Source organism: Mesorhizobium sp. M0136 (assembly GCF_040322515.1).
In the GTDB taxonomy this organism is placed as follows: domain Bacteria; phylum Pseudomonadota; class Alphaproteobacteria; order Rhizobiales; family Rhizobiaceae; genus Mesorhizobium.
The window spans coordinates 81,698-108,297 of record NZ_JAMYTP010000021.1 but is presented as its reverse complement, the minus strand read 5'-3'; the positions used below and the strand labels follow the sequence as shown (position 1 = coordinate 108,297).

Here is a 26,600-nt window from a genome sequence, read left to right as displayed (position 1 = left end):
AAAGCTCATCATCCTCGCAAACGCTCTCCTCAAGGCGCAGCGAAAATGGGCCCCTCAAACCCCTTGATCAAAACGGATACTTTAGCCGAGGCCGGGCGACGTTGCCGTCATCTACGCCGTTGAACCTTGATCGGCAAACAAAACCCGCCTCGGCAAGCCGGGCGGGTCGTCGGTACGAATCAGCACCATACCGAAATTAGTAGCATAGCTGCCGGCACAAAGCAAGAACAAAATGTGGCGTTGCCGATGAAGCTGCCGAGCTCAACTTGCGAGAGGTGCGATCGCTGCCGGCGCGACCGTGCGGCCGAGGCCGCCATGCAGATCGAGGCATCGTTCGAACCATTGAGCCACGACATCGCTGTCGTCGAGCAGCCGGTAGGGCGTGGCGATACGCGCCCATTGCAGCGCGCCGAAAACGATGTAATCGGCAAATAGCGGCGACGGGCCGCCAATGAAGGGCTGATAGCCGAGCATCGAGCGGAGCGGCTCCAGCGAGGCGCGGAAGCCGGCGAGCCCGGCGTCGCGGGTGGCGTAAACCGCCTCCAAGCGCTTGCCGAAGCGCTGTTCGCGGTTCTGCCGGAAATAGGCGGCATTCGCCTCGTCCTGCATGGCATGCAGGTCCAGTAGCGCCGCGGTGGTGACGTAGGGATGGATGGTCAGCTGCGACCAGCGTTCGATGAAGCGCGCCGTCGCCTTACCGCCGTCGCCGGAAAACAATGTCGGCCGCTCGGGATAGGTCTCCTCGAGATAGAGCGCGATGGCGAAGGAATCGGCGACCACCATCTCGCCGTCGCGGATCACCGGAACGAGCTTCGAGACACCGCCTTCCACCTTCGGCACTTCGAGGAAACGGGTCGGCACGCTGGCGATGTCGAGCCCTTTGTGGGCCAGCGCCATCGCCGCCTTCCAGCAATGTGGGCTGAATGGGCGGGCGGCGTCGCGTCCGACAAGGTCGTAGAGCAGAATGGTCATTGGCGGCAGCGTCCTTGCAGTCTAACTATGGCGGAAACAGACCCGCGCAAAACAGGGTCTCGCGGGTCGAGAGAAGAATGAAACAGCATTTCAGGATGTTTGCGGCCTACAATCAATGGGCCAACGGCCGCATCTACGATGCCGCCGCCGATCTCGACGAGGAAGAGTTCGACCGCAATGTCGGCGTCTTCTTCGGTTCGATGATGGGAACGCTCAACCACCTCCTGGCAGCCGACCGTATCTGGATGAAACGCTTCACCGGCGAGGGCGACGCGCCGGCAAGGCTCGACACGATCTTGCACCGCGCCTTGCCAGGCTTGCGGCTGGCGCGCGAGGCCGAGGACAAACGGATCATCGACTGGGTCGACGGCCTGAGCGACAAGGCGCTGTCGGGCCGCTTCTCCTACATGACCGTCTCGGATATGCGCACCGTCTCACAGCGGCTGGCGCCGGCCCTCGACCACTTCTTCAACCACCAGACCCACCACCGCGGCCAGGCGCATGCGATCCTGACAATTCTGGGCAAGCCAAGCCTCGGACTGGACCTGACGATGTTCCAGCGCAGCGAGGGCAGGGCTTTCGCCTGAACCTGGGGCGGCTGGTGAAGCGGACGGTGGATAGAGGACGATCTGCCGAGATTGCAAAACGCGCCAAAACATTTTATGGAGCGGACGGTCGTGAGGGCGGCCGCTTCAGCAGCATTCAGCAGCAACAGCGAGAATTGGCACGCATGCCCAATGAACCCTTGCGCCTTGTGGCGTTCTTCGCCGTGGTCTTGGCGCTTCTCAACTCCGGCTATTATTTCCACCAGGGCGACATCGTCGCGACCATCTATTTCATGATTGGCGCCATTCTTGTGACCGCGGTGACGCGGATGAGCATCAGAAGGCAGCTGATTTAGGACCGATCTTCTTATCTGGCCGCCATCTCGACGGCTGGTTCGCTTCGACTGCGATCGAATTGAAAGCAAAGTCTTAGGACTTCGTTTGTGCTGTTGCTTCAAGGTAGCCGGCTGAAGCAGGAGCAAAAGCATGCAGATCGATTTGTCCCCGACGAGCTGGGGCAGGGTCGTGGCGGTTACCGTCGCGGGCACGGCGGTCTGCATTGCAGCCGCATTCCTCGTCGATTCCTTCAATTTCCCATATTTGTCGCCGGAAGCGCTGTGGCGGGCGCAGCTGACCGACCTGCTGCTGCCGCTTATTTTGGCCAGCTCGTTCTTCTTTTTCCTGATGTGGAAAATGCGCCAGCTGGCGATCGCGCAGAAGGCACTGGCCGTCGTCGCGGCGACCGACAGCCTGACGGCGGTGTTCAACCGGGGTGCGTTTTCCATGCTCGTCGAGGCCTATCTCGAACAGGCCCGCAGCCATTCTGTCGTTAATGCCGGCGCCTTGCTGATCGTCGATGCCGATCATTTCAAATCCGTCAACGACCGCCTCGGCCACGACTGCGGAGACCAGGCGCTCAAGCTGATCGCCAAGACAATCCAGGGCCAGCTACGCGGCGCCGATATCGTCGGCCGGATCGGCGGCGAGGAATTTGCGGTTTTCCTTCCCGGCGCAGATCCTTCGCAGTCCTGGCTGGTGGCGGAGACAATTCGCCGACGCGTCCGTGAGGCGGAGTTCTCGCCTGACGGCCGGCCCTGTCCTCTCTCGGTCAGCATCGGCGGCGTCGCCTTCAGCGGGCCGACCACCTACGCCGAGATGTTCGTGGTGGCGGACAAGCACCTTTACAAGGCCAAATCGAACGGCCGCGATCAGGTCAGTTTCGAACCCGCAGCAGCGGGCGACCCGCCGGGCAGCGGCCCGATGACGGTCCATTGATGGTCGTTTCGGTCAGGCGGCGTAGCCGCCGAGGCCCCGGGCGACCGGCTTGACCGAGACCGCCGGCTGGGCGGCCGGCCAGAGGATGCCTGCCGTCACGGCGAAGGTGATCAGGGCGTCGCGTGCCGCTTCGGCCGAGATATCGCCGGCACGTGCCGCCTCGCAGGCCTTTACCGCGGCGCCATAGCTCAACCGCCGGCGCGAAGGTGGGAACTCGGTCAGGAATTCGTGCATCTCGGAGAACGAAGCGATCGTACGCTTGTAGCCGGCGCCAACGGTTAGGGCAACCGGAGTGGAAAACGTCCTGTCGTGCATTCTGGCCTCTCGAATGGGCGGAGGTCACGGCGGACGCCGTTCTCCGGTCTGGGGGTCGGGCAGAAACGCGGGTCACGGCGCGAGGTTCCATGTTGCCGGGATTGTTTTTTCGCTGGCTCCGGGAGCGGTCGCCGGGAGAGCAGCGCCAGCGGTGAGGCGGATGCCTATTTCCACATGCCACGCATGCGGGCGCCGAGGTCGACGCGCACCTGCGGCTGGCGGCGCGGATCGTCCGGGGCCTGGACGCTGGCCCAAGCCACCTGTTCGAAGGCGCCTAGGATCGAGCGCGGGATGAAGCGCGTGCGCGAGGCATAGACATGGCGGTCGCCGCGCGCCGCCTGGCCGTGGACGAAAAAGCGATGCGGCATGACCAGGTGCAGGCTGTCCTTGGCCCGCGTCATCGCCACGTAGAGCAGCCGCCGCTCCTCGTCGACGTCCTCCTTGCTGCCGACGCCGAGATCGATCGGGATGCAGCCGTCGACGGTATTGAGCACGAAGACATTTTTCCACTCCTGGCCCTTGGCCGAATGGATCGTCGACAGGATCAGATAATCCTCGTCGCGGTGCGGCGGGCCAGCCTCGTCGCTGGTCGCGTCAGGCGGATCGAGTGTCAGCTCGGTAAGGAAACGCTCGCGCGACGCATAGCCGGAAGCGATCTGCTCGAGCTGCAGGAGATCGGCCCGGCGCGTCGTTGCGTCCTCGTGGATGCGTTCCAGATGCGGTTCGTACCAGAGCCTGACCTGCTCGAGGTCGGCCGGCCATTTTTGCGCGCCCGCGCGCAGGCCGCAATAGAGCGTGACAAAGCCCGGCCAGTCGTCGGCGGCACGCTGCGGCGGCCGATAGCGGGCAAGCCCCATTGTCTCGTCGAGCGACGTCGCCATGGTCTCGACGATCGCATTGGCGGCCGAAGGGCCGATGCCCGGCAGAAGCTGCAGCACGCGAAAGCCGGCGACGCGGTCGCGCGGGTTTTCGGCAAAGCGCAGCACGGCCAGCAAGTCCTTGACGTGAGCTGCATCGAGAAATTTCAGCCCGCCGAACTTGACGAAGGGGATGTTGCGGCGCGTCAGCTCGATCTCCAGCGGGCCGCTATGGTGCGAGGCTCGAAACAGCACCGCCTGGGCTTTGAGAACGGTGCCGGCCTCGCGCTCGGTGAGTATCGCCTGGCAGACATAGCTCGCCTGCTCGGTCTCGTCGCGCACGCTCACCAGCTTCGGCTTTTCCGCCGATTTGCGCTCGGTCCAGAGATTTTTGGTGAAACGTTCCGACGCTTCGCCGATTACCGCATTCGCGGCCGCCAGGATCGTCTCGGTCGAGCGGTAGTTGCGCTCCAGCATGACGACTTCCGCCGGCTGTGCGAACTGCTTGGGAAAATCCAGGATATTGCGCACTTCCGCGGCGCGGAACGAATAGATCGACTGCGCGTCGTCGCCGACCACCGTCAGCCCCGATCCGTCGGGCTTGAGCGCCGTCAGGATCGATGCCTGCAGCCGGTTGGTGTCCTGGTATTCATCGACCAGCACATGATCGAAACGCGCACCCAGATGCGCGGCGATTTCCGGCTCGCCGGCCATCAGCGCCCAGTAGAGCAGCAGGTCGTCGTAATCGAGCACATTCTGCGCTTGTTTGGCCTCGACATATCTGGCGAATAATTGCTTCAGCTGTTCGGCCCAACCGGCGCACCACGGGAACACCGAACCCAGCACCTCGGCGAGCGGCGCCTGTGCGTTGACGGCGCGCGAATAGATCGCAAGGCAGGTGCCCTTGGTCGGGAAGCGGGCTTCGGTCTTCGAAAAACCCAACTCGTGGCGGGCGAGGTTCATCAGGTCGGCGGAATCCTCGCGGTCGTGGATGGTGAAGGCCGGATCCAGACCGATCTCCAGCGCGTAATCGCGCAGCAGCCTGGCGCCGATGCCGTGGAACGTGCCGGCCCAGCTCAGCGCATCGGTAATCACCGAGGCATCGCGCCCCAGCACCTCGCCGGCGATGCGCTCGACCCGCTTGGCCATTTCCGCTGCGGCACGGCGCGAAAATGTCATCAAGAGGATGCGGCGGGGGTCGGCACCCCTGACGATCAGATGCGCGACCCGGTGCGCCAGCGTGTTGGTCTTGCCGGAGCCGGCGCCGGCAATCACCAGCAACGGCCCGGCAATCTTGCCGTCGCCATGTTCGACGGCAAGCCGCTGCTCGGCGTTGAGCTTCTCCAGATAGGCCGGCTGGAAGGACGAATCACGGGCGGCGAGGTTCATCGCCCATCAAGCATCGTTTCTGCTTTGTTCGCAACGGTTTGCGGAGCCGGAACAGGGCCCGTGAACGAAGCCTTGTGGACAGGCCTGTCGACTAACGCTCGGGCTCGACGCCCATGCTTGCCGATTGCCGCCGCAGCGCCTCGCGATCGTCCTGTGGCGGCGGCAACAGCAGCGGATCGAAATCGTCGGGCACCTCGTCGATCACTTTCCTGGCGACGCGATAGGCAACATAGACGATTGCCCCGGCGATGAGCAGACGGATCATGCCTTCCTCCATTGATTGTGCAGCAACTGGAGACGCGGCATTTTGTTCCCCGGCTCCTCGGCGAATGCGGGAACGACACCGGCCGCGCAACCAAATCGCCGACGCCTCGTTGTCGGGCAAGAGGAGATTGCGATGAAAAAGCGCTCAATCCTGCTGCTTATGGCAGCTCTGACTGTTGCGGGTTGCGACAACAACATCCAGCCGACCAAGGCCCCTGGCGATACCGTCGAGCAGAACCCGCAGGTCGACAAGAATCCGGTGCCGAAATCGACGACCGGCGGCGATCAGCCCGGCACGCCGCCGAAACAATGACCGCCTCAAATGGAGTCGGCTCCGGTCAAGGAAGGTGGCCGGCGCCGCTTGGGAGGAAGCTGATGGCGCCGGCCAGGCGGAGATCAGGCCCGCCGCACATCCAAGGATAGCTGAGTCTTTCCGCAGCGTCATGGGCGATAGCGTACAGATGGCACGCCCCTGTGGACAAACCTGCCGGCCACAGCAGCGTTTGTTCATCACATAGTTCGTTCTTCCCATGGAACAAAGCGGGCTGCTGCGTGTTTGGATGTCGATCGGACGCTCCCAAGGCCGCCGTTCACGAAAGGGCCCGCTCTCCTTGTCCCCCCTCAGGATAGCGGGTTCTTTTTTGCGTTTTGCGGGACGTTGCGGCGCGCGGGGTCGACGTCACCTGCTTGCCGGTTTTCGCGCCTTATGCGGCGAACCAGGGCTCAAGGCCTTGCGAAGCATGGTTGTCCCGTGCAAAAGCCCGGCCATGCTGATCATCAACGACCTTTCGCTCCGCATGGCCGGACGCCTGCTTCTCGACCATGCCTCACTGACCTTGCCGGCCGGCAGCAAGGCTGGCCTTGTCGGCCGCAACGGCACCGGCAAGACGACCCTGTTCAAGGCGATCACCGGCGACGTCGCCTCCGAGACCGGCTCGGTCAGCCTGCCCAAAAACACGCGCATCGGCCAGGTCGCGCAGGAAGCGCCGGGCACCGAGGAGCCGCTGATCGAGATCGTGCTCAAGGCCGACCTCGAACGGAGTGCCCTGCTCGAAGAGGAAAAGACGGCGACCGACCCGCACCGCATCGCCGACATCCACATGCGGCTGGCCGATATCGATGCGCACTCGGCCGAGTCACGCGCGGCCACCATTCTCGCCGGCCTCGGCTTCGACGATGCCGCGCAGCGGCGCCCGGCCTCGTCCTTCTCCGGCGGCTGGCGCATGCGCGTCGCGCTGGCCGCGGTGCTGTTTGCCGAGCCCGATCTGCTGCTGCTCGACGAGCCGACCAATTATCTCGACCTCGAAGGCACGCTCTGGCTGGAAAACTATGTGTCGAAATACCCGCATACTGTGCTGCTGATTTCGCACGATCGCGACCTGCTCAACCGCGCCGTCAATTCGATCGTCCATCTCGACCAGAAGAAGCTGACCTTCTGGCGCGGCGGCTACGACCAGTTCGAGCGCCAATACACCGAGCAGCGCGAATTGCAGGAGAAGGGCCGCGTCAAGCAGGAAGCCGCGCGCAAGCACATGGAATCCTTCGTCGAGCGCTTCCGCGCCAAGGCGTCGAAGGCGAGGCAGGCGCAGTCGCGCATCAAGGCGCTGGAGAAGATGAAGCCAATCGCCGCGATCGTGAACGACACGGTGCGGCCGTTCTCCTTTCCGGAGCCGGTGAAGACGGTGGCTTCGCCGATCATTGCGCTCCACAACGTCAACGTCGGTTACACCGAGGGCGAGCCGATCCTGAAGAAGATGACGCTGCGCATCGATGCCGACGATCGCATCGCGCTGCTCGGCGCGAACGGCAACGGCAAGTCGACATTCGCCAAGCTTTTGGCCGGCCGGCTGAAGCCGGAGACCGGCAGCATGACGGTGGCGCCCGGGCTTAAGGTGGCAATCTTCGCCCAGCACCAGCTCGACGATCTCAGGCCCGACGAAAACGCCTATGAGCATGTCCGCCGGTTGATGCCGGATGCGCCGGAATCCACGGTGCGCGGCCGTGTCGCCCAGTTCGGCCTGACCACCGAAAAGATGAACACCGCCGCCAAGGATATGTCCGGCGGCGAAAAGGCGCGGCTCCTGATGGGCCTGTCGGCCTTCGAGGGGCCGAACCTTTTCATCCTCGACGAGCCCACCAACCATCTCGACATCGACAGCCGTGAATCACTGATCCATGCGCTGAACGATTTTCCCGGCGCCGTCATACTGATCTCGCATGACCGCCATCTGCTCGAAGCGACCGCCGACCGGCTGTGGCTGGTCAAGGACGGCGCGGTCAATCCATATGACGGCGATCTCGAGGATTACAAGACGCTGGTCACCGGCGTCTCCGGCGACCGCCGCGGCAAGCGCGAGGCGGACAAAGCGTCGAAGGCCGACCGCCGCCGCGATGCAGCCGCGCGCCGCGCCGCCTTCGAGCCGCTGGCCAAGGAAATCCGCGCCACCGAAGCGCTGATGGACCGCCTCCGCAAGCGCATCGACCTGATCGAGGATGAACTCGCCAACCCGGCCGTCTACGAAAAGGATCCCTCGACCGCGACAAGGCTGGCCAAGGAGCGCTCACAACTCGCGCAACAGCTGGCCGGCCATGAGGAAAAATGGCTGTCGATGTCGGCGGAGTACGAGGAAGGCACTGCGGAGTAGGAGAATGTCGGCAAAACTATGGATCGAAGCTGCCAAGGTTTTGGCCGTCAATTCCGAAGCTGTCGTAAAATGCCCTGAGTGTGGAGACGGCAATCTGCTGGTCATCGACGCCGGAGCCGGATCATCGCATGTCGAGCGCCACATACATTGTCCGAAATGCGGCGCCTACAACGCCTTGCTCAAGCGCATTGATGGCGTGTAACTGGCCCTACACGCCACTATCACAACCGGCTAGTTTGCGCCCATGAATCAGCACGCCAAGCTCAAAATCGGCCACTCGGCCTGTCCGCATGATTGCCCGTCGACCTGCGCGCTCGAGGTCGAGCTGCTCGACGCCAGGCGCATCGGCCGCGTCCATGGCGCTAAGGCCAACAGCTATACGGCCGGCGTCATCTGCGCCAAGGTCGCCCGTTACGCCGATCGCGTCCATCATCCCGACCGCCTGCTGAAGCCGCTGGTGCGGGCCGGCGCCAAGGGCGACGGCGCCTGGAAGGACGCGAGCTGGGAGGCAGCGCTCGACCTTGTCGCTGAGAAGTTCATTGCCGCCGAGGCGAAGTACGGCTCGGAGACGGTCTGGCCGTACTACTATGCCGGCACGATGGGGCTGGTGCAGCGCGACGGCATCGAACGGCTGCGCCATGCGAAAAAATATTCCGGCTTCTTCGGTTCGATCTGCACCAATCTGGCCTGGACCGGCTGGATGATGGGCGCCGGCGCGCTGCGCGGCCCCGACCCGCGCGAGATGGGCAAATCCGACTGCGTGGTGATCTGGGGCACCAACGCCGTGGTCACGCAGGTCAACGTCATGACCCACGCCATCAAGGCGCGCAAGGAACGCGCAGCCAAGATCGTCGTCATCGACGTCTACGAAAACGCAACGATGAAGCAGGCCGATCTCGGCCTGGTGCTGAAGCCCGGCACCGACGGCGCGCTGGCCTGCGCGGTGATGCACGTGCTGTTTCGTGACGGCATGGCCGACCGCGCCTATCTGGAAAAATACACCGACGATCCGCACGGTCTGGAAGCGCATCTTCAGACAAGGACGCCACAATGGGCCGCTGACATCACCGGGCTTTCGGTCGTCGAGATCGAAGCCTTCGCCCGTCTCGTCGGCACGACGAAGAAGACCTATTTCCGCCTCGGCTACGGTTTTTCGCGGCAGCGCAACGGTTCGGTCAACATGCATGCCGCGGCCTCGATCGCCGCGGTCACCGGCTGCTGGCAGTATGAGGGAGGCGGCGCCTTCCATTCCAATTCCGGTATCTTCAAGCTCAACCAGGAGCTGCTGGAAGGCACCAAGATGCGCGATCCCTCGATCCGCCATCTCGACCATTCGCGCATCGGCCCGGTGCTGACCGGCGCCAAGGATGCGCTCTATGGCGGTCCGCCGGTGACGGCGCTGCTGATCCAGAACACCAATCCGGTGAATGTCGCGCCCGAGCAGCGGCTGGTGAAGCAGGGCTTCCTGCGCGACGATCTGTTTTCCTGCGTGCACGAGCAGTTCATGACCGACACGGCAAAGCTCGCCGATGTGGTGCTGCCGGCGACGATGTTTCTCGAGCATGACGACGTCTACAAGGGTGGCGGCAACCAGCACATCACGCTCGGGCCGAAGCTGATCGACCCGCCGGAAGGTCCGCACACCAACCATTTCGTCATCGAGGAGCTCGGCAAAAGGCTCGGTGTCGCCGATCGCCCGGGCTTCGGCATGACCGAGCAGCAGCATATCGATATCATTCTGGGCAAGCGCGGGCTGGGCAGCTTTTCGAGCCTCAAGGACGAAAAATGGATCGACCTGCAGCCGGATTTCGCGGCCGCGCATTTCCTGGACGGCTTCGGCCATGCCGACAAGAAATTCCATTTTCGCGCCGACTGGACGGGGCAGGCGGCGCCCAACCGGCCGCCGAAAAGTATGGGCCTGTTCGGGCCTGTGGAGCAGTTGCCGGAATTTCCCGATCATGTCGACCTGATCGAGGTCGCCGACGAGGCGCATCCGTTCCGGCTGACGACCTCGCCGGCGCGCAATTTCCTCAATTCGACCTTTGCCGAAACGCCGGTGTCGCAGGCAAAAGAGCGCCGGCCGGAGTTGCTCCTGCATCCCGATGATGCGGCGGCACTCGGCCTCGCCGACGGCGGACGTGTCGAAGTCGGCAACCAGCGTGGCGAAGTGGTGCTGCACGCAAAACTGTTCGACGGGATCAAGCGCGGCGTGGTCGTTGCCGAAGGTATCTGGCCGAACAGCGCCCATGAGCGCGGCGAGGGCATCAACGTGCTGACCGGCGCCGATGCGCCGGCGCCCTATGGCGGCGCCGCCTTCCACGACAACAAGGTCTGGCTGCGCCCCGCGGATTGAGCGTCGGAACGATATCTCCATCCGGCCGTTTTCGCGTGGCGGGTGGAGGCATTGTCATGGCAGAAGTGTTGCGGGCGCCGGATCCCATCGGAAGGACATTGTCGTCCGGCGAACTCGTAACCACGATGTCCCACTTTCATCGCGCCGAGATTGCGCGCATGGCTGGGTGGCGCGACCGCCTGGACCGGACGAGCAACTGGGCGATAACCGTTGTCGCGGCGATGCTCTCCGTTTCGCTTTCGACGGCCAGCGCTCACCATGGCGTGCTGCTGTTTGCCATGCTGCTTGTCCTGCTGCTGCTGTGGATAGAGGCCCGCCGATATCGCTTTTTCGACTTCTATCGGGCTCGCGTGCGCCAGTTCGAACGGCACTATTTCGCGCAGATATTCTCGCCGCAGCCGGACTTCGCGTCCGATTGGCTGTTGATCGTCGGCGAGAGCCTGCGCGCGCCGAAATTCCTGATTTCGCAACGCGTGGCTTTGGCGCGCCGCCTGCGTCGCAATTACATCTACATGCTGCTGATTCTGCTGCTGGCCTGGATCCTCAAACTGTCGACCCCCAGTCTTCTGACCGAAGGCGTCCCCATCGGCTTCGTCGGGTCGATGCGTGAGGCCGTCGCCAGTGCTGCGCTGGGTCCAGTTCCTGGTGGCGCCATCGTCGTGCTGGTCGCCGTCCTCTATGCAGGCCTGCTGGTGACAGCCTTTCTGACAGAGAGCGACGACGGCGAACTCTCCTTCGGTGACGTTCACGTCTAGCAACGCAACGCCCTGTCGCGCGTTGTTGGACACGTGCATTTGGGCGATGGGGGTTTCATGGCTTGGCAGGCTCCGACACGTTCCAGCCTGGCGCTGCTGGTTTGCGCTTTCGTCCCCGCAGGCGCGGCCGGGGCAGCGGAGACGCTTGTTGCCGGGACCAAGGCCTCCGGCATGGGTGGCTCGGGCGAAGGCGCTTTCGTCGCCGAGATCGTGCTTCTGCTGCTTGTCGGGCGCGGCCTGGGCGAAGTGTTGCAGCGCTATGGCCAGCCGGCAATCATGGGCCAACTCATCGGCGGCATCCTGCTCGGTCCTTCGCTGTTCGGCTGGCTATGGCCGTCGGCCCAGCACCTGATCTTTCCCACCGATCCCGCGCAAAAGGGCATGATCGACGCCGTCTCGCAGCTCGGCATCCTGATGCTGCTTTTGCTGACCGGCATGGAGACGGACCTGCGGCTGGTACGCCGGGTTGGCGCGGCCTGTTTTTCCATTTCGGCTACCGGCGTCGTGGTGCCCTTCATCTGCGGTTTCGCGCTGGCGCAGTTCCTGCCGGACGCATTGCTGCCCAACCCGACGCAACGCACCGTTGCCGGGCTGTTCCTGGGCACCGCGCTGTCGATCTCGTCAGTCAAGATCGTCGCCATGGTGGTGCGCGAGATGAACTTCATGCGTCGCAACCTCGGACAGGTGATTATTTCCTCGGCGATCATCGAGGACACGATCGGCTGGCTGGTCATCGCCGTAACCTTCGGCATCGCCACCAATGGCAGGCTGCAGCTCGTACCGCTGGTGACCACCATCGCCGCCGTGGCACTTTTCATGGTGTTCTCCTTCACCATTGGCCGCCGTCTTGTCTTCACCTTGATCCGTTGGACCAACGATCAATTCCGCAGTGAGTTTGCGGTGATCACCACGATCCTTATCATCATGGGCGTCATGGCGCTGATCACCAACATGATAGGCGTCCATACGGTGCTGGGGGCGTTCGTCGCCGGCATCCTTGTCGGGGAATCGCCTATCCTCTCCAGCCATATCGAAGGCCAGCTGCGCGGCGTCATCACCGCGCTGTTCATGCCAATCTTCTTCGGCATGGCGGGGCTTTCCGCCGATCTCACAGTGCTCGCCGATCCGACGCTTGCCATGCTGACGGGCGCACTTGTGGTCATCGCCAGCATCGGCAAGTTTGGCGGCGCATTCATCGGCGCCAAGCTCGCCGCCATGTCGTTCAAGGAAGCAATCGCCGTCGGCAGTGCAATGAACGCGCGCGGCTCGACCGAGGTGATCGTCGCCAGCATCGGCCTGTCGATGAACATCCTGTCGCACAATCTCTTCACCATGATCGTCACCATGGCCGTGATCACCACCTTGGCCATGCCGCCGATGCTGCGCTGGGCGCTCGGCCGGCTGCCGGTTGGGCATGACGAGCAGCAGCGCGTCGAGCGCGAGGCGTTGGACGAATACGGCTTCATTTCCAGGCTGGAGCGGCTGCTGGTGTTGGTCGATGACAGCAGGATCGGCAAGTTCACTGCCTATCTCGCCGGACTGGTCGGTGGAGGCAGCGGCATGCCCACCACCTTGCTTCGCCTGCCCACCACCTTGCTTCAGCCGAAAGACGGCCGAGTTGACAGGCCGACCGACAGCAAGGGACAGGAGCGCGCCCTGCAGGAAATCAAGAAGGGCGCAAAAAAAAGCGCTCAGGCGGTCAAACGGATCGAAGATACGCTTGTCGACAAAGTCCACCTGACTGCCCGCACCGAATTGGAGGCCACGGGTGAGACGATCGCCGAAGAGGCCCGCAAGGGATACGGCCTGTTGCTGGTCGGCCTTGACAATGTGCTGACCGCCGATGGCGCCTTCGCGCCGGCCCTCAACGACATTGCCGCAGGATTTGACGGCCCGCTTTGCCTGGTCCTGAACGGCGGCAATGCTGCCGAAAAGATGCCGACGCTGAAGGCCGGAACCAGCATTCTCGTCCCCGTCAACGGTACCCAGGTGGCGCGTCGCGCCGCCGACTTGGCGTTGGCGCTGGCCCGGCCAAACCGGGCACGGATCAAAGTTCTCTACGTTTCGCAAAAGGCGGCCAAGGGCCGCAGGTCGACATCGGTGTCGCATAGCCGCGAAGAGGCCGTGCTGAAAGACATTGCCGATTTGGCGGGCCGCTACGGCCTGCATATCGACACAGCGTTCCATACCCGCGTCACACCCGACAAGGCGATCACCCGGGAGGCGGCCAAAGGCGCGGCCATCGTCGTGATGGGCGTCACCCAACGTCCGGGTGGGGACCTGTTCTTCGGCGAAACCGCCGGCGCTGTTTTGGCCGCCTGCAATTGCCCCGTCGTGCTTCTGGCCAGCGCGCGGCCCAAGCATGATGCCACCGGCGCTGAGCTGGCGGCGTGATTTTCATGGCGCGCACTGACCGTCGGCAGACATCTCGACTGAGGCTGAAGCGCTGATCAGCCAAACGTAGAAGAACTCGAACCGTAACCACTTGAAAATAAAGAAGAACAGTGTGGCGGAAGGAGCCGCATGTCGAATTTCAAGCGGCCAATTTGGCGCACCCGTACAAAATTTTCGTGATTGGAAACGACAGACTTGCCGACCCATCTCGGGGTGGTCCGAGCGACGCGAATTCCTCCCCAGGCACGCCACTTGACGGACAGAACAACGACTACCGGAGTACCCGAAATGACCAAGATCGCTCTTACCGCCGCCGCCATCCTTGTTGCCACAGGCACTGCTTTTGCCGGCAGCGATCACTATGGCTCGGACAACGTCAACCAGCCGGCCGCTCCTGCTGCCAACGTCGACAACACGTTTACCGGCTCCATCCGCAAGCCGGTTACTTCCGAGCATACCGGTGCCAAGACGACTTCCGAGTCGGTGGCGCCTGAATCCGGCCAAGGCATCTGGGGCCGCTGATTATCACGGCCCCGGAGCACAAAGAGCGGCGGGCTTGGCCCGCCGCTCTTGTTTGGTGCGAAGCGGGTTTGGCCGAAGGTCGGCGATCCCCCGGCCTGCCAGGCAATCCCTAGCGAAGATCCTTCGGCCAGATGCAGTGCGTCAGCCGGGCGCCGCCGAAGGTGAGACCGGCCCAATCGCCATCGACGTCAAACCGGGCCAGGGCCGCGGTCGGGAATTTATCCGCCAGTTTTTTCAGCGCCGCTTCATCCGATCCAGCTCCGGCAAGACCGCGCGCGAACTCCTCCAACCCGGGATTGTGGCCAAGCACCAGCAGCGTTCCGGTTCCCGCCTTTACCTGTCGCACCTTGGCGAGGATATCCGCCGCTGCTGCCTCGTAGAGCGCCTGGGCAAATTTGGCCTGCACCTTCGCCGGCAATTCCGCCGAGAGCAGCCGCCACGTGTCGCGGGTGCGCAGCGCCGGCGATACCAGCGCCAGCTCCGGCAGCCAGCCGCGCCGGGCCAGTTCGCGTCCCACCAGCGGCGCTGCCTTCAGCCCGCGCGCGGACAGCGGCCGGTCGAAGTCGATGAGGTCGGGATCGTCCCAACTCGACTTGGCGTGACGCAGCAGCAGCAGTTGCTTCATGGATTCAATTCAAGTCCAAGGGATGTCCGGCTGAAAGTCTTTCCCATATCCGCCGCCATGTCTTGCACCCGTGACGGTATCAAAACTCGCCCAAAGCGCACCAAAGATAAACAGGCCTACGCACCGTTCATCTTTATCCCATCTGACCGAAATGTCTGCTTCAGTAATGGCCCAATCGCCCGATCGAACGTGAATTGCACCGACGACAGGACCTACTCGCCCGTCCTCGATCCGACAGAGAAAATATGCCGTGGCACTTTTCGGATGGTCCGCCTCGTCGTACTCGAATACGCCGGCCAGATCACGCTTTGTCCGGATCGCGCTGTCGAAAACGTCCATTGGTCTATTTCTGCCGACCCGACGATTTATTGGCTTTTTCTACGGACCCTTACGGGGTGATCCGCGCCAGGTGCTCGAGATCGGTCTCTTCGCGCAGCGGGTCGGGCGCGATCACCACCGACGTGGCGTTGTCGGCATCGTCGGCGAAGCGCGAAAACACCGTGCGGCCGCCTTCCATCCGCGCCTTGCCTTCGGCGACCAGCCCCAGCGCCAGCGGATAGAGTTGGTGCTCGGCCTTGAGCACGCGCGCGGCCAGCGTATCCTCATTGTCGCCGACCATCACCGGCACCGCGGCCTGGGCGATGATCGGCCCATCATCCATGTCGAGCGTGACGAAATGCACTGTGCAGCCATGGATGCGCATGCCTGCGCGGAGCGCCCGCGCATGCGTATCCAGCCCCTTGAAGGCAGGCAGCAGGGCAGGGTGGATGTTGACCATGCGGCCCTGCCACTTCTCGACGAAACGCGCGCCGAGAATGCGCATATAGCCGGCCAGCGCGACGATCTCGGCGCCAAAAGAGACAAGGGCCGCGTCGATCGCCCCGTCATGCGCTTCCTTGCTGGCATGGTCCGAGCGCGAAATCACCCTGGTGGCGATGCCGCGCGCCGCGGCGATACCGAGGCCGGCGGCATTGGCGCGATCGGAGATGACGCCGACGATTTCGGCCGGATAGGCCGGGTTGCTTGCCGCCGCGATCAGCGCCGTCATGTTGGAGCCGCGCCCCGAAATAAGCACTACGGTGCGTTTTCTGGTCATAGGCCGATCGAGCCCCGATAGATGACGCCGGCATCGCGGCGCGGCACGATCTGGCCGATCGGCGTCACCGTCTCGCCGGCCTCCTGCAGAACGGCGGCGACCTGCGCCGCCTGGCCCGAGGCGACGACCAGGATCATGCCGATGCCGCAATTGAAGGTGCGCATCATCTCTTCCGGCGCGACGCCACCGGTCTTGGCCAGCCACGAAAACACCGGCGGCACCTCGATGGCGCCGAGATCGAGCTCGGCCGAAAAATCCTTGGGCAGAACGCGCGGGATGTTTTCGGGAAAGCCGCCACCGGTGATATGGGCCAGCGCCTTGATGCCATGCGTGTTGCGGATCGCCTTGAGGATCGACTTGACGTAGATGCGCGTCGGCTCGAGCAGCGCCTCGGCCAGCGTCGCCTCGTCACTGAACGGCGCCGGATCGCCCCAGCCAAGGCCGCTTACGGCGACGATGCGGCGGACCAGCGAAAAGCCGTTCGAATGCAGGCCCGATGAGGCAAGGCCGAGCAGCACGTCGCCCTCGACGATGTCGTCTGTCGGCAGCAACTGGCCGCGTTCCGCGGCACCGACGGCAAAGCCGGCGAGGTCGTAATCCTTGTCGTGATACATGCCGGGCATTTCCGCCGTCTCGCCGCCGATCAGCGCGCAGCCGGCCTGCCGGCAGCCGGCGGCAATGCCGCCGACGATCGAAGCGCCCTGGTCGGGATCGAGCTTGCCGGTGGCAAAATAGTCGAGGAAGAACAGCGGTTCGGCGCCCTGCACGACGATGTCGTTGACGCACATGGCGACGAGGTCGATACCGATCGTGTCATGCTTGCCGGCATCGATGGCAATCTTCAGCTTGGTGCCGACGCCGTCATTGGCGGCGACCAGCACCGGATCGGTAAAGCCGGCTGCCTTGAGATCGAACAGGCCGCCGAAGCCGCCGATCTCGCCATCGGCGCCCGGCCGGCGGGTGGCGCGCACCAGCGGCTTGATCTTCTCGACCATGAGATTGCCGGCGTCGATGTCGACGCCCGCTTCGGCATAGGTGAGCCCGTTCTTGCGCTTGCTCATTTCCGGCGCCTGCTCATCTGTTGCGCTTGCCTGTCGCTGGTTTCATTCGCTTGCGGGCTCTTCGCATGAACGGTCTTGCCCCGCAAGGCAAGCGCGCGATGATGGTGTTTTCAGTTGGATACCGGCGGAACTGGGCGCGATATACTCCAACAGTAAAAAGAAATCCCCGCCAGAATTGCGGCGAGGCCGCCGACGGTGGCAAGAGACCTGATTTCACCGTCGAAGGGCAGGATTCCATACGAGAAGCCGGCGGAGATCAAAGCCGCCGCGGCAGTCCACAGACCTGGATTTGCAGCGACTGACCTTGAGAAAACGAACGCGATGACAGCGGCGGTCAGCCAGAGGGGCCAAGAGACGACCACGCCCACGGCCAGCTCAAGAGCGAAGGCCCACAGGAGATCTTGCGTCGCTATGTTGCGGTGCGGGGTTCCGAAAGATGCGAAAGCCAGCAGACTTTCTGTCAGTCCGGCCAGGTAGCAAAGCGTTACTCGCCAAGCGATTGTGATTCTCAGCGCCATCATCGTTCGGCAGCAGGAAAATAAGCTATTGCTTTCAGTGGTTCTTCGCATGGGCAGCAGCGTCTTGCAAGGACGGCAGCGGAATACCGGGCTCTACGTCTCCTCCAGGAAAAGTACCGCTGTTCCGTCCAGAGGCGACGTCCCTTGGGAGGGTTTTGCTGCTGTCCTATAAACCGCTCATCGTGCCGCGTCCTCCCGGTGAACAAGGCATATTGAATATGGCTTGGGTTCCAACCCGCCACACTTCCGGGCCTTGGGCGAAGCCGACGACAGGTTCACGAGGTGGGCCTTTCTCCTCGGCCCCCAGTAGAATAGATGTTGATCGACATAGTGCCCCTCGAATACGGGAGACGTACCACCTTTCTTGACTGGCGTCGCCAAAGGATAGCGCGCTTCGGGCTCGCTTCCATTTGGTAGTTCAACGCTGGCTATCCTTCACGCCCTCTGCGTTGATCGCAAATTGCGCGGTGAAAGCCCGGATATAAGCCGGCCGTGCTTCCCCGCGCGCTACATAGGCAGCCAAGTTTTGATATTCGTCCAAAATGCCGGACATTCTTAGTCGCAGCAGCACTGACACCATCAATAAATCGCCCGCGCTGAACGTATCATCGAGCCAGTCGGCGACGCCTAAGTAGGCCGAGAGTTTGTCCAGACGAGCCCGAACACGGTCCTTTACCAACGGCAAGCGCTCCTCGCTCCAAGGCTTGTCACGTTCGAATATTCTTGCCGTCGTTAATTCGAGGATCGGCGGCTCGACGGTGTTAAGTGCGGCAAACATCCACGTGATCGCACGCGCGCGGGCATTGCGATCCTTCGGCAGCAATCCCGTATGCTGCTCAGCAAGATGAAAGACGATCGAGCCGGTTTCGAACAGCGAGAGAGAACCTTCCTCATAGGTGGGGATCTGGCCGAACGGATGGATGGCCAGATGGCCAGGCGCCTTCATTTCTGCGAAGGAAACAAGACGAACCTCATACGGCTGCCCCACTTCTTCGAGCGCCCAGCGAACGCGCGTATCGCGCGCCAGTCCCTTGCCGCCATCGGGCGATCGTTCAAAAGCTGTGATAGTGATTGTCATCGCGTCCGTTTTCCTTGCTCGCGGTCCAGGAAGGTCTGGGCGAATTCTTCGGCTTCCCATCGTGAGACGAATGAGCCTCCCCGAAATCGACATCTGTCTTGACCTATTTCATTTGTCTTGACCTATTTCATTGCTGGCGCCCTCGAGGGGTGATTGGCAGCTTCTATGTCGCTTCTCACTTGCCGTAACCCTCCTTCTCCATCATGTATCGACAAACAAGAGCGACGGGATATGCGTTTGACCATCCCCAACATGATCACGATCATGCGCTTCATGCTGGTGCCGGCCGTGGTGCTGGCCATGCTGCAGGAACGCTGGGACTGGGCGTTTGCCGGCTTCCTCATTGCCGGCATTTCCGACGGCGTCGACGGCTTCATCGCCCGCCACTTCAATCAGTTTTCCAGGCTCGGCGCCTATCTCGATCCGATGGCCGACAAGCTGCTGCTGGTCTCGGTTTTCGTGGTCCTGGGCTTCAGTGGCGAACTGCCGCTGTGGCTGGTCGTTACTATGGTATCGCGCGACGCACTGATCGTCTGCGCCGTGCTTTTATCCACCGTCATGGCGCATCCGGTTGAGATGAAGCCGCTCCTGGTGTCGAAGGCCAACACCGCGATCCAGATCGTACTGGCGGCAGTGGTGCTGGGTGAACTGGCCTTCGACATCCGTCTCGATCCGCTGAGGCCGGCCCTCATATTGCTGTCCGGGGTCTTGACCGTGGCTTCGGCCGCGGCCTATCTCGTGGCTTGGCTGAGGCATATGAGCGGCTATGGCGAAGGCTCCACACCCGGCACCTGAACATCGGGCACCTGACGAACGGTCCATCGACGTCGAGGCCGAAGCCGCGGCAGCGGAGGCTGCGGCATCGGCGTCGTTTCGCCGGCAGATCCGCTTCTGGCTAGTCAGCGCCATCATCCTCGCCGTCTTCCTTTACGTCTTCAGCGGCATCCTTCTGCCCTTCGTTGCCGGCATGGTGCTCGCCTATTTCCTCGACCCTGTCGCCGACCGGCTGGAGCGTCTCGGCCTGTCCAGGCTGATGGCGACGGTGGTCATCCTCGTCGCTTTTATCGTCGTCCTGGTGCTGGCCGTCGTCATCCTGGTTCCGGTGCTCGCCTCGCAGATGGCTGATTTCGCCAGCAAGCTGCCGGACTATCTGACCCGGCTGCAGAGCCTGATCACCAGTTTCGACCCGAAATGGCTGGAAGAGAAATTCGGCGTCGACGCCAATGGCCTGCGTGAAGGCTTGAACTCGCTGCTGACCTCCGGCTTCGGCCTCCTGACCACCGTCTTCACCTCGATCTGGAGCTCCGGCGTTGCGCTGGTCTCGGTCGTCAGCCTGTTCGTGGTGACGCCGGTCGTCGCCTTCTACATGCTGCTCGACTGGGACCGCATGGTGGCAATCGTCGACAGCTGGGTGCCACGCGACTATGTCAAGACCGTCAGGGCGATCGCCAGGGATATCAACACGGCAACCGCCGGCTTCGTGCGCGGACAGGGCACGCTGTGCCTGGTGTTGGGCGCCATGTATGCCACCGGCCTGACTTTGACGGGCCTGAATTTCGGCATCCTCATCGGCCTGTTTGCCGGGCTGATCTCGTTCATCCCCTATGTCGGCTCGCTGACCGGCCTGGTGCTGGCCGTCGGCGTCGCCTTCGTCCAATTCTGGCCGGACTGGACCATGATCGCGGCGGTGGCCGGCGTGTTCTTCGTCGGCCAGTTCATCGAGGGCAATATCCTGCAGCCGCGGTTGGTCGGCAAAAGCGTCGGTCTGCATCCGGTGTGGCTGATGTTCGCGCTGTTTGCCTTCGGCGCGCTGTTCGGCTTCGTCGGCCTGCTGATCGCCGTTCCGGCTTCCGCCGCCGTTGCCGTTCTGGTGCGCTTCGCCATCGCGCGCTATCTCGAATCGCCGCTCTACAAGGGCCACGCCGACGAGCCGGTGCCGCCGCTGCAGGTGCGCCGCCGCGGGGGCGCGCGCGGTTGAGCCAGATGCCGGACAAGATCGATCCGCCGCGCCAATTGCCGCTCGATCTAGGCCACGGCACCGGCTATTCGCGCGACGAGCTTGTCGTTTCCAGCACCAACAGCCAGGCGGCGGCGCTTGTCGACCGCTGGCCGGACTGGCCGTCGCCGGTTGTCGTGTTGGCCGGGCCGGCCGGCTCCGGAAAAACCCATCTGGCCTCGATCTGGCGGACCCGCGCCGACGCGGTGAAAGTGGAGGCCGGCCGCATCGGCGACTGCATCGAAAATCTCGGCGCGCATCCGGCCCTGATCGACGATGTCGATGCCGGCCCGGTCGACGAGCACGGTCTGTTCCACCTGATCAATGCGGTGCGCGGCGCCGGCTCGACCTTACTGTTGACGGCGCGCCGCTTTCCCTCTGCCTGGGGCGTCCGGCTGCCCGACCTGGCATCGCGGCTGAAGGCGGCGGCTACCGTCGAGATCCACGAGCCCGACGACCTCTTGCTGGCCGGCGTCATCACAAAGCTGTTCGCCGATCGACAGGTCGAGGTCGAGCCGCATGTCGTGCAATATCTGGTGCGCCGCATCGAACGCTCGCTGGCCACCGCAATGCGGGTGGTCGAACGGCTCGACCGCACCGCGCTCGAGCGCAAGACGCCGATCACCCGCGCCCTAGCAGCCGAGACCGTCAGCGCCATGGATGAAGGGCAGGGCGAGTTCGAGATTTAGAGGATTCCAGTTCAGCCGCCGTCCCATTTTGGGAAAAAAGGCTGGCATCTGTCTTGCAAGAAAGAGCTTGCCGGCTAATCCCGGTCCTGATTGCGTATCAAATCAGGTAGTAGGCTCGCCGGGATGGAGTGGTTGGGGTTCTCGCCCGGCGAGCTTGCCGTCAGATGCATCTGGTAGCGCCATTGCGGCGGCCAGGTCTCAACTTTCACCTCCTGCAATCGCGGCTCGTTCCACGCCAAAGCGCCGGCGATAATCGCCGGGCACCAGGCCGGTTATCCTGGCGAATACCTTGCGGAAGGAGCCGGGATCGTCATAGCCGACCTCCCAGGCGATCTGGTCGATCGATCGCATCGTGGTTTCCAGCATCTCGCGCGCCTTGCCGACCCGCAGGTGCTGACAATATTCGGTCGGCCTGAGGCCAGTGGCGTTGCGGAAGCGTCGCAGAAAGGTCCGCTCCTCCAGCCCCGCATGGTCGGCCATGGCGCCAAGCGTCACGTCGCGCGCGCCGTTCGCCTGCAGCCAGTGCTGCACCTTGAGGATCGCTTCGTCGTCATGGGTCAATCGCGGCGCAAACGGGCTGTAAAAACGTTGCTCGCGGCCCGGTGGATCGACCAGCATGAAACGCGCCGTGTCCATCATGACGGCTGACCCGAGCACTCTGTCCACCAGCTTCAGGCCGAGATCGGTCCAGGCCATGTAGCCGCCGGCGGTAATGATATCGCCATCGTCGATGACCAGCCTGTCGGCGTCGAGCAGGATGTCTGGGAAGCGTAGCGCCAGCGCGTCGCGATAAGCCCAGTGCGTCGTCGCGGCGCGACCGGACAACAGGCCGGTCTCGGCAAGCACGAAGGCGCCGGCGCAGACCGAACCGAGCGTCGCGCCTGCCGTGTGGCGATCCCTGAGCCAGGCGGCATAGGGCGCGGCTGCTTCCCGAGCGATCGGATCCCCCAACGTCGGCGGGAGGATAACCATGGCTGGTTCATTGTCGGCGCCGGGCTCGCTGTCGAAGCTGCGGGCTACGGTGTGGCCCGCGTCCTCCAATTGCCAATGACTGACGCGAAGCCTCGCCGCGTCCGGCGACCGCTCGACAGCCAGCCGGTTTGCCAGCATGAAAAGATCGGTCAGGCCGAGCACGGCTGCTTCCTGCACGCCGGGATACAAGACGAGGCCGATTTCGATCAGATCACGCGCAGCCGTCATTTGTCAGTTTTGCCATGTTGAATGTCCGTTTTGCCAATGCTCACCCTGACCGCACTGTTATAATTTTTCCAGCTGAGGGGGCTAAAAGCTTCCCTGTTACCCCCAACTTTTCCATCAAGGAGTAGGACGATGAGCACATTCACCACCCATGACGGCACCGAGATTTTCTACAAGGATTGGGGCAAGGGCCAGCCGATCGTGTTCCATCACGGCTGGCCGCTGACCTCAGACGACTGGGACAACCAGATGCTGTTCTTCCTCGAAAAGGGCTACCGCGTCATCGCACATGACCGCCGCGGCCACGGCCGCTCGTCGCAGACCGCGACCGGCAATGAGATGGACACCTACGCCGCCGATGTTGCGGCGCTGGCGGCGCATCTCGATCTCAGGGATGCGATCCACATCGGCCACTCGACCGGTGGCGGCGAGGTGGCGCGTTACGTCGCGCTTTATGGCGGCGGCGGCCGTGTTGCCAAGGCGGTGCTGATCGGCGCCGTGCCGCCGATTATGGTCAAGACCGACAGCAACCCCGGCGGCTTGCCGATCGAAGTCTTCGACGGCTTCCGCGCCGCCCTGGCCGCTAACCGCGCCCAGTTCTACAGGGATGTGCCGGCCGGCCCGTTTTATGGCTTCAACCGCGAGGGCGCCAAGGTCTCGCAAGGCGCCGTCGACAATTGGTGGCGCCAGGGCATGATGGGTGGGGCCAAGGCCCATTACGACTGCATCAAGGCCTTTTCCGAGACCGACTTCACCGACGATCTAAGGAAGCTCGACGTGCCCGTGCTGATCATGCACGGCGACGACGACCAGATCGTGCCGATCGCAGATTCCGCGCTGCTTGCGATCAAGCTGGTGAAGCATGGCACGCTCAAGGTCTACAAGGGCCTGCCGCACGGCATGTGCACTACACATCCGGAGATCATCAATCCGGATCTGCTGGCCTTCATCCAGGGCTGACGGCTTGGGTATCGGACGGGCAGCGCAGGCTCGTGCTGTCCGTCCGCTCGAGCGTGATCCGCTTGCGCTGCCGACGAGATTCGCTTGATGAATGGTCGGAGTGGAGAGATTCGAACTCCCGACCCTCTGGTCCCAAACCAGATGCGCTACCAGGCTGCGCTACACTCCGAACGGTCTGTTGCCTAGTGATTTCAGCCCACCAAAGCAAGCGTAAAAAGCCATCGGCCTTGCTGCCGGCGGCATTGCGCAGTAATGACGGGCAAGTGCATGGCCAGAGAACAGTAATCTGGTGTCGCGGTCGTGCGCTTGCAACCAGCAATGAGGTGGTCATGTCAGCCCGCATTTTCAGCCCAACCAAAACCGCGATGCAGTCCGGCAAGGCCAAGACCGGCCATTGGGTGCTGGAATTCGATCCGGAGCAGCGCAAGAAGATCGATCCGCTGATGGGCTACACCACGTCCGGCGACATGCGAAGCCAGATCAGGCTGACCTTCGACACAAGAGAAGAGGCGGTCGCCTATGCCGAGAAGGAAGGCCTGGCTTTCCGCGTCGAGGAGCCGAAGGAAATCAAGCGCCGCCAGATTTCCTATGCGGAGAATTTCCGCTATGACCGCAGGACGCCCTGGACGCATTGATCCCATACCGGCCCTGCCGGCACAATCCGCCGGTCATGCGGCCGGCCAGCGGTCCCGTAGCTCAGCTGGATAGAGCACCGGCCTTCTAAGCCGATGGTCACAGGTTCGAATCCTGTCGGGATCGCCAATATCTCACAGGTCCATTCGGGACAGGTTCACTCGCCAGTCGCATAGGATTTCCAACATATGACAGCGATGGGCGCGGCGGCGCTGCTGATCCTTGTCCTGACTTATGCCGGCGTTGCCGTCGGCAGGGTACCCGGGCTGCGCCTCGACCGGGCAGGTATCGCGCTGCTCGGCGGTGCGGCGATGATCGCCATCGGCGCGCTCGACATGGAAGACGCCTACCGCGCCATCAGCTTCGACACCATCACGCTTCTGCTCGGCATGATGATCGTCGTGGCGCATCTGAAAGTGTCCGGCGCCTTTCGCGCGCTCGGCGGGTTCGCCATCGAGCATGCGCATGCGCCGTTCATGCTGCTGGTGATGGTGACGCTGTTGACCGGCGTCCTGTCGGCATTCCTCGTCAACGACGCTATCTGCCTGGTCATGGCGCCGATCGTCGTCCATGTCACCCGCGTCATCAACCGCAACCCGGTTCCCTATCTGATCGCCACGGCGACCGCATCCAATTGCGGCAGTGTCGCGACCATCACCGGCAATCCGCAGAACATGGTCATCGGCGCCCTGTCGGGGATTTCCTATCCGGCCTTCTCGGCGGCGCTTGCGCCGGTGGCCCTGTTCGGCCTCGTCGCCGTCATCGTCATCGTCCGCATCGTTTACCATGCCGAATTTTCGCGCAAGGCCGAGCTCAGCCCCGAAGTCTACCGAGGCCGCATGCTGCCGGGACAGGTGCTGAAGGCGGTGGTCGTCTGTATCGGTTTGGCCATCGCCTTCTTTGCCGGCGTTCCGGTTGCCAAGGCGGCGCTGATCGGCGGCGCGATTCTGTTGCTGACCCGCGCCATCAAACCTGAGCGCATCTATCGCGAGATCGATGGGCCGCTGCTGTTCATGTTCGCCGGGCTGTTCATCGTCGTCGCCGGAGCCGAGAAGACGCTGCTTACGCCCGACATCGTCGCTTCGGCAAAAGACCTTGGGCTGAATGATGTGTGGCGGCTGTCCGGCTTCACCGCGGTGCTGTCCAACATCATGAGCAATGTCCCGGCCGTGCTGGCGCTGAAGCCGTTCGTGCCCGGACTGGAAAACCCCGAGCGGGCCTGGCTGGTCGTCGCCATGAGCTCGACGCTGGCCGGCAATTTCACGTTGCTCGGCTCGGTCGCCAATCTGATCGTTGCCGAGCACGCGCGGGTCTCCGGCAAACCGCTGGGCTTCATCGCCTTCTTCAAGGTCGGCCTGCCGTTGACGCTGGTCACCCTTCTTGCCGGGACGGCATGGCTGGCGGCCTAGAAGCGCGTCGCATTCGACCGACCTCATGCGGCGCGCATTAGGCTCTTTTTCATCATGTCGTTGTCGCAAAACCGCTGCACACTTTTGCGCGGCATGCATTAGCCGGTCAGGGCGATATCACCGTCAGATGGCCTTTCATGTTGGGATGGAAGCGGCAGAAATAATCGACCGATTCCGCCTTCTTTACCGTCAGGCTCGCCGCCTTCTTCGGCGGGATCATCACTTCCCAGGCGCCGTTGACGGTTGCCGTGTGGGAGAACACGTCCTTGTTTACCCACCTGATCGTGTCGCCGACCTTCGCCTCGATCATCGCCGGCGAAAACACAAGCTTCTCGATCGTCACCTCGATGGTTTCGGCCTTGGCCGGCGCGGCACCCATAGCCAATGCCAGAGCAACCCACAGATGCCGCCGCGACATCATTGGCTCGATCCTCACTTCAGCATGCCGGCGACGTGTTCGGCGTGCTGTTCGTGGCCCTGGAATATTTTCAGGCCGGTTTCCAGCAGGCTCTTCAGCTCGGCATTGCTGGCGGACGGGATCAGCAGAGTTTCGAGCGCGCCATTGACCTGTTTGTGGTAGGCCACCTCGCTCGCGACATAGGCCTTGTCGAACGCTGCGCCCTTGAGCTTGGCAAGCTTGGCACGTTCCTCGGCCGCCGCCTTGGTCAGCGCTTTGCTGGTCGGATTATCCTCAGGCGTGACCTTGAGCTTCTTGACCAGGTCGAGAGCCTGTTTGTTGACCGCCTCGTGATCTCGCACCATGTCCTTGGCGAAGTCCACGACCTCCTTGTTCTTCGATTTCTTCAGTGCCTGCTTGGCCGCCTCGACGTCGAGCACGCCCGCTGTGTAGGCGATATGTGCGATCTGCGGATCGGTCGGTTTGTCGGCAGCTTGCGACAAGGGCGCCGCGCCAAGCAGGAAAATTGCGGCCAGTGCCGTAGTCGATCGAATAAACATGATGCTCTCCTTCGCCCCGACGCGGAACTGCATCGGGCTTCGTTTTCAGTGATGCTCATTGGATGCAGGTCACGGGAAAACGTTCCCGCGAAAAT

29 protein-coding genes and 2 tRNA genes are annotated in these 26,600 nt (G+C 63.0%); 18 read left to right on the top strand and 13 right to left on the bottom strand.

Annotation, left to right across the window (positions count from 1 at the left end):
• Positions 1-261 precede the first annotated feature (261 nt).
• Positions 262-972, bottom strand: a complete 711-nt coding sequence (locus NKJ35_RS23670; RefSeq protein WP_352649750.1) for a glutathione S-transferase family protein — start codon at positions 970-972, stop codon at positions 262-264.
• Positions 973-1,049: 77 nt separating this feature from the next.
• On the opposite strand from NKJ35_RS23670, the gene NKJ35_RS23665 reads away from it, so the two are divergent.
• The 3 genes from NKJ35_RS23665 to NKJ35_RS23655 all read left to right on the top strand — a co-directional run bounded on the left by NKJ35_RS23665 (position 1,050) and on the right by NKJ35_RS23655 (position 2,792).
• Entirely contained in the window at positions 1,050-1,559 is a 510-nt protein-coding gene (locus tag NKJ35_RS23665; RefSeq protein WP_352649749.1) for a DinB family protein, read from the top strand.
• A 14-nt stretch (positions 1,560-1,573) separates the two neighbouring features.
• Positions 1,574-1,873, top strand: a complete 300-nt coding sequence (locus NKJ35_RS23660; protein ID WP_352452962.1) for a hypothetical protein — start codon at positions 1,574-1,576, stop codon at positions 1,871-1,873.
• 130 nt (positions 1,874-2,003) lie between these two features.
• Positions 2,004-2,792, top strand: coding sequence for a GGDEF domain-containing protein (locus NKJ35_RS23655; protein WP_352649748.1), 789 nt, complete (start codon positions 2,004-2,006; stop codon positions 2,790-2,792).
• Positions 2,793-2,804: 12 nt separating this feature from the next.
• Here the strand turns inward: NKJ35_RS23655 and NKJ35_RS23650 are convergent, their stop codons facing one another.
• The 3 genes from NKJ35_RS23650 to NKJ35_RS23640 form a co-directional block, all read right to left on the bottom strand.
• Positions 2,805-3,107: a DUF982 domain-containing protein gene (locus NKJ35_RS23650; RefSeq protein WP_023677662.1), complete on the bottom strand. Its 303-nt coding sequence runs from the start codon at positions 3,105-3,107 to the stop codon at positions 2,805-2,807.
• A 164-nt stretch (positions 3,108-3,271) separates the two neighbouring features.
• Complete coding sequence (locus NKJ35_RS23645; protein WP_352649747.1) at positions 3,272-5,353, bottom strand: ATP-dependent helicase; 2,082 nt, start codon at positions 5,351-5,353, stop codon at positions 3,272-3,274.
• 91 nt (positions 5,354-5,444) lie between these two features.
• Positions 5,445-5,618, bottom strand: a complete 174-nt coding sequence (locus NKJ35_RS23640; protein ID WP_254820276.1) for a hypothetical protein — start codon at positions 5,616-5,618, stop codon at positions 5,445-5,447.
• Between the two features lie 132 nt (positions 5,619-5,750).
• Here NKJ35_RS23640 and NKJ35_RS23635 point away from each other — a divergent pair, with 132 nt between their 5' ends.
• From NKJ35_RS23635 to NKJ35_RS23605, 7 genes are all read left to right on the top strand, one after another.
• Positions 5,751-5,930, top strand: coding sequence for a hypothetical protein (locus NKJ35_RS23635; protein ID WP_254820275.1), 180 nt, complete (start codon positions 5,751-5,753; stop codon positions 5,928-5,930).
• Between the two features lie 454 nt (positions 5,931-6,384).
• Positions 6,385-8,262, top strand: a complete 1,878-nt coding sequence (locus NKJ35_RS23630; protein ID WP_352649746.1) for an ABC-F family ATP-binding cassette domain-containing protein — start codon at positions 6,385-6,387, stop codon at positions 8,260-8,262.
• A 4-nt stretch (positions 8,263-8,266) separates the two neighbouring features.
• A complete protein-coding gene (locus NKJ35_RS23625; RefSeq protein ID WP_254820273.1) occupies positions 8,267-8,464 on the top strand; it encodes a hypothetical protein in 198 nt (65 codons plus the stop codon).
• A 42-nt stretch (positions 8,465-8,506) separates the two neighbouring features.
• Entirely contained in the window at positions 8,507-10,615 is a 2,109-nt protein-coding gene (locus NKJ35_RS23620) for a molybdopterin-containing oxidoreductase family protein (protein ID WP_352649745.1), read from the top strand.
• A gap of 56 nt (positions 10,616-10,671) precedes the next feature.
• A complete protein-coding gene (locus NKJ35_RS23615) occupies positions 10,672-11,370 on the top strand; it encodes a DUF2270 domain-containing protein (RefSeq protein ID WP_352479270.1) in 699 nt (232 codons plus the stop codon).
• A 171-nt stretch (positions 11,371-11,541) separates the two neighbouring features.
• On the top strand, positions 11,542-13,764 hold the full coding sequence (locus NKJ35_RS23610; protein ID WP_502904670.1) for a cation:proton antiporter domain-containing protein: 2,223 nt from the start codon (positions 11,542-11,544) through the stop codon (positions 13,762-13,764).
• A 288-nt stretch (positions 13,765-14,052) separates the two neighbouring features.
• Positions 14,053-14,286: a DUF680 domain-containing protein gene (locus tag NKJ35_RS23605; protein WP_254820269.1), complete on the top strand. Its 234-nt coding sequence runs from the start codon at positions 14,053-14,055 to the stop codon at positions 14,284-14,286.
• A gap of 109 nt (positions 14,287-14,395) precedes the next feature.
• On the opposite strand, the gene NKJ35_RS23600 is transcribed toward NKJ35_RS23605, so the two are convergent.
• The 4 genes from NKJ35_RS23600 to purM are packed head-to-tail and all read right to left on the bottom strand — an operon-like array spanning position 14,396 to position 17,068.
• Positions 14,396-14,911, bottom strand: coding sequence for a SixA phosphatase family protein (locus NKJ35_RS23600; RefSeq protein WP_352649743.1), 516 nt, complete (start codon positions 14,909-14,911; stop codon positions 14,396-14,398).
• Positions 14,912-14,920: 9 nt separating this feature from the next.
• Positions 14,921-15,250, bottom strand: coding sequence for a hypothetical protein (locus tag NKJ35_RS23595; protein WP_352649742.1), 330 nt, complete (start codon positions 15,248-15,250; stop codon positions 14,921-14,923).
• Between the two features lie 49 nt (positions 15,251-15,299).
• The gene (purN, locus tag NKJ35_RS23590) at positions 15,300-16,007 is read right to left on the bottom strand and encodes a phosphoribosylglycinamide formyltransferase (RefSeq protein WP_254820266.1); all 708 of its coding nucleotides are present in this window, start codon (positions 16,005-16,007) and stop codon (positions 15,300-15,302) included.
• A complete protein-coding gene (gene purM / locus NKJ35_RS23585) occupies positions 16,004-17,068 on the bottom strand; it encodes a phosphoribosylformylglycinamidine cyclo-ligase (RefSeq protein WP_352649741.1) in 1,065 nt (354 codons plus the stop codon). Before purM ends, purN begins: the two co-directional genes overlap by 4 nt.
• Positions 17,069-17,133: 65 nt before the next feature.
• Between purM and NKJ35_RS23580 the strand changes: the two genes are divergently transcribed.
• Complete coding sequence (locus tag NKJ35_RS23580; RefSeq protein ID WP_352649740.1) at positions 17,134-17,370, top strand: hypothetical protein; 237 nt, start codon at positions 17,134-17,136, stop codon at positions 17,368-17,370.
• Between the two features lie 634 nt (positions 17,371-18,004).
• Here the strand turns inward: NKJ35_RS23580 and NKJ35_RS23575 are convergent.
• Positions 18,005-18,664: a glutathione S-transferase family protein gene (locus NKJ35_RS23575; protein WP_352649739.1), complete on the bottom strand. Its 660-nt coding sequence runs from the start codon at positions 18,662-18,664 to the stop codon at positions 18,005-18,007.
• A 237-nt stretch (positions 18,665-18,901) separates the two neighbouring features.
• Between NKJ35_RS23575 and NKJ35_RS23570 the strand changes: the two genes are divergently transcribed.
• The 3 genes from NKJ35_RS23570 to hdaA are packed head-to-tail and all read left to right on the top strand — an operon-like array spanning position 18,902 to position 21,349.
• Positions 18,902-19,459 carry a CDP-alcohol phosphatidyltransferase family protein gene (locus NKJ35_RS23570; RefSeq protein WP_352649755.1) on the top strand — a complete coding sequence of 186 codons (558 nt, stop codon included), beginning with the start codon at positions 18,902-18,904 and terminating at the stop codon, positions 19,457-19,459.
• Positions 19,431-20,642 carry an AI-2E family transporter gene (locus NKJ35_RS23565; protein ID WP_352649738.1) on the top strand — a complete coding sequence of 404 codons (1,212 nt, stop codon included), beginning with the start codon at positions 19,431-19,433 and terminating at the stop codon, positions 20,640-20,642. The genes NKJ35_RS23570 and NKJ35_RS23565 overlap by 29 nt, the downstream gene beginning before the upstream one ends.
• A 5-nt stretch (positions 20,643-20,647) precedes the next feature.
• Complete coding sequence (gene hdaA, locus NKJ35_RS23560) at positions 20,648-21,349, top strand: DnaA regulatory inactivator HdaA (RefSeq protein ID WP_254820322.1); 702 nt, start codon at positions 20,648-20,650, stop codon at positions 21,347-21,349.
• 198 nt (positions 21,350-21,547) lie between these two features.
• Here the strand turns inward: hdaA and NKJ35_RS23555 are convergent, their stop codons facing one another.
• Entirely contained in the window at positions 21,548-22,549 is a 1,002-nt protein-coding gene (locus NKJ35_RS23555; protein ID WP_352649737.1) for a GlxA family transcriptional regulator, read from the bottom strand.
• A gap of 129 nt (positions 22,550-22,678) precedes the next feature.
• On the opposite strand from NKJ35_RS23555, the gene NKJ35_RS23550 reads away from it, so the two are divergent.
• Positions 22,679-23,506 carry an alpha/beta fold hydrolase gene (locus NKJ35_RS23550; protein ID WP_352649736.1) on the top strand — a complete coding sequence of 276 codons (828 nt, stop codon included), beginning with the start codon at positions 22,679-22,681 and terminating at the stop codon, positions 23,504-23,506.
• 92 nt (positions 23,507-23,598) lie between these two features.
• On the opposite strand, the gene NKJ35_RS23545 is transcribed toward NKJ35_RS23550, so the two are convergent.
• Positions 23,599-23,675 (bottom strand) — tRNA-Pro (locus NKJ35_RS23545).
• A gap of 160 nt (positions 23,676-23,835) precedes the next feature.
• Between NKJ35_RS23545 and NKJ35_RS23540 the strand changes: the two genes are divergently transcribed.
• The 3 genes from NKJ35_RS23540 to NKJ35_RS23530 all read left to right on the top strand — a co-directional run bounded on the left by NKJ35_RS23540 (position 23,836) and on the right by NKJ35_RS23530 (position 25,548).
• On the top strand, positions 23,836-24,141 hold the full coding sequence (locus NKJ35_RS23540) for an ETC complex I subunit (protein ID WP_352649735.1): 306 nt from the start codon (positions 23,836-23,838) through the stop codon (positions 24,139-24,141).
• Positions 24,142-24,191: 50 nt separating this feature from the next.
• A tRNA-Arg gene (locus tag NKJ35_RS23535) sits at positions 24,192-24,268 on the top strand.
• A 59-nt stretch (positions 24,269-24,327) separates the two neighbouring features.
• Positions 24,328-25,548: an anion transporter gene (locus NKJ35_RS23530; RefSeq protein ID WP_352649734.1), complete on the top strand. Its 1,221-nt coding sequence runs from the start codon at positions 24,328-24,330 to the stop codon at positions 25,546-25,548.
• Positions 25,549-25,654: 106 nt separating this feature from the next.
• Here NKJ35_RS23530 and NKJ35_RS23525 read toward each other — a convergent pair whose 3' ends face one another.
• Positions 25,655-25,966 (bottom strand): cupredoxin domain-containing protein, encoded by a 312-nt coding sequence (locus NKJ35_RS23525; protein WP_352649754.1) that lies wholly within the window; start codon positions 25,964-25,966, stop codon positions 25,655-25,657.
• Positions 25,967-25,980: 14 nt separating this feature from the next.
• A complete protein-coding gene (locus tag NKJ35_RS23520; protein ID WP_352649733.1) occupies positions 25,981-26,505 on the bottom strand; it encodes a DUF4142 domain-containing protein in 525 nt (174 codons plus the stop codon).
• Between the last annotated feature and the right edge of the window lie 95 nt (positions 26,506-26,600).

Excerpts from the sequence above, each read along its gene's own strand:
- NKJ35_RS23670 (WP_352649750.1), bottom strand. The coding sequence starts at position 972 with ATGACCATTCTGCTCTACGACCTTGTCGGACGCGACGCCGCCCGCCCA.
- NKJ35_RS23665 (WP_352649749.1), top strand. The coding sequence starts at position 1,050 with ATGAAACAGCATTTCAGGATGTTTGCGGCCTACAATCAATGGGCCAAC.
- NKJ35_RS23655 (WP_352649748.1), top strand. The coding sequence starts at position 2,004 with ATGCAGATCGATTTGTCCCCGACGAGCTGGGGCAGGGTCGTGGCGGTT.
- NKJ35_RS23650 (WP_023677662.1), bottom strand. The coding sequence starts at position 3,107 with ATGCACGACAGGACGTTTTCCACTCCGGTTGCCCTAACCGTTGGCGCC.
- NKJ35_RS23645 (WP_352649747.1), bottom strand. The coding sequence starts at position 5,353 with ATGAACCTCGCCGCCCGTGATTCGTCCTTCCAGCCGGCCTATCTGGAG.
- NKJ35_RS23640 (WP_254820276.1), bottom strand. The coding sequence starts at position 5,618 with ATGATCCGTCTGCTCATCGCCGGGGCAATCGTCTATGTTGCCTATCGC.
- NKJ35_RS23635 (WP_254820275.1), top strand. The coding sequence starts at position 5,751 with ATGAAAAAGCGCTCAATCCTGCTGCTTATGGCAGCTCTGACTGTTGCG.
- NKJ35_RS23630 (WP_352649746.1), top strand. The coding sequence starts at position 6,385 with ATGCTGATCATCAACGACCTTTCGCTCCGCATGGCCGGACGCCTGCTT.
- NKJ35_RS23625 (WP_254820273.1), top strand. The coding sequence starts at position 8,267 with ATGTCGGCAAAACTATGGATCGAAGCTGCCAAGGTTTTGGCCGTCAAT.
- NKJ35_RS23620 (WP_352649745.1), top strand. The coding sequence starts at position 8,507 with ATGAATCAGCACGCCAAGCTCAAAATCGGCCACTCGGCCTGTCCGCAT.
- NKJ35_RS23615 (WP_352479270.1), top strand. The coding sequence starts at position 10,672 with ATGGCAGAAGTGTTGCGGGCGCCGGATCCCATCGGAAGGACATTGTCG.
- NKJ35_RS23610 (WP_502904670.1), top strand. The coding sequence starts at position 11,542 with ATGGGTGGCTCGGGCGAAGGCGCTTTCGTCGCCGAGATCGTGCTTCTG.
- NKJ35_RS23605 (WP_254820269.1), top strand. The coding sequence starts at position 14,053 with ATGACCAAGATCGCTCTTACCGCCGCCGCCATCCTTGTTGCCACAGGC.
- NKJ35_RS23600 (WP_352649743.1), bottom strand. The coding sequence starts at position 14,911 with ATGAAGCAACTGCTGCTGCTGCGTCACGCCAAGTCGAGTTGGGACGAT.
- NKJ35_RS23595 (WP_352649742.1), bottom strand. The coding sequence starts at position 15,250 with ATGGACGTTTTCGACAGCGCGATCCGGACAAAGCGTGATCTGGCCGGC.
- purN (WP_254820266.1), bottom strand. The coding sequence starts at position 16,007 with ATGACCAGAAAACGCACCGTAGTGCTTATTTCGGGGCGCGGCTCCAAC.
- purM (WP_352649741.1), bottom strand. The coding sequence starts at position 17,068 with ATGAGCAAGCGCAAGAACGGGCTCACCTATGCCGAAGCGGGCGTCGAC.
- NKJ35_RS23580 (WP_352649740.1), top strand. The coding sequence starts at position 17,134 with ATGAACGGTCTTGCCCCGCAAGGCAAGCGCGCGATGATGGTGTTTTCA.
- NKJ35_RS23575 (WP_352649739.1), bottom strand. The coding sequence starts at position 18,664 with ATGACAATCACTATCACAGCTTTTGAACGATCGCCCGATGGCGGCAAG.
- NKJ35_RS23565 (WP_352649738.1), top strand. The coding sequence starts at position 19,431 with ATGGCGAAGGCTCCACACCCGGCACCTGAACATCGGGCACCTGACGAA.
- hdaA (WP_254820322.1), top strand. The coding sequence starts at position 20,648 with ATGCCGGACAAGATCGATCCGCCGCGCCAATTGCCGCTCGATCTAGGC.
- NKJ35_RS23555 (WP_352649737.1), bottom strand. The coding sequence starts at position 22,549 with ATGACGGCTGCGCGTGATCTGATCGAAATCGGCCTCGTCTTGTATCCC.
- NKJ35_RS23550 (WP_352649736.1), top strand. The coding sequence starts at position 22,679 with ATGAGCACATTCACCACCCATGACGGCACCGAGATTTTCTACAAGGAT.
- NKJ35_RS23540 (WP_352649735.1), top strand. The coding sequence starts at position 23,836 with ATGTCAGCCCGCATTTTCAGCCCAACCAAAACCGCGATGCAGTCCGGC.
- NKJ35_RS23530 (WP_352649734.1), top strand. The coding sequence starts at position 24,328 with ATGACAGCGATGGGCGCGGCGGCGCTGCTGATCCTTGTCCTGACTTAT.
- NKJ35_RS23525 (WP_352649754.1), bottom strand. The coding sequence starts at position 25,966 with ATGTCGCGGCGGCATCTGTGGGTTGCTCTGGCATTGGCTATGGGTGCC.
- NKJ35_RS23520 (WP_352649733.1), bottom strand. The coding sequence starts at position 26,505 with ATGTTTATTCGATCGACTACGGCACTGGCCGCAATTTTCCTGCTTGGC.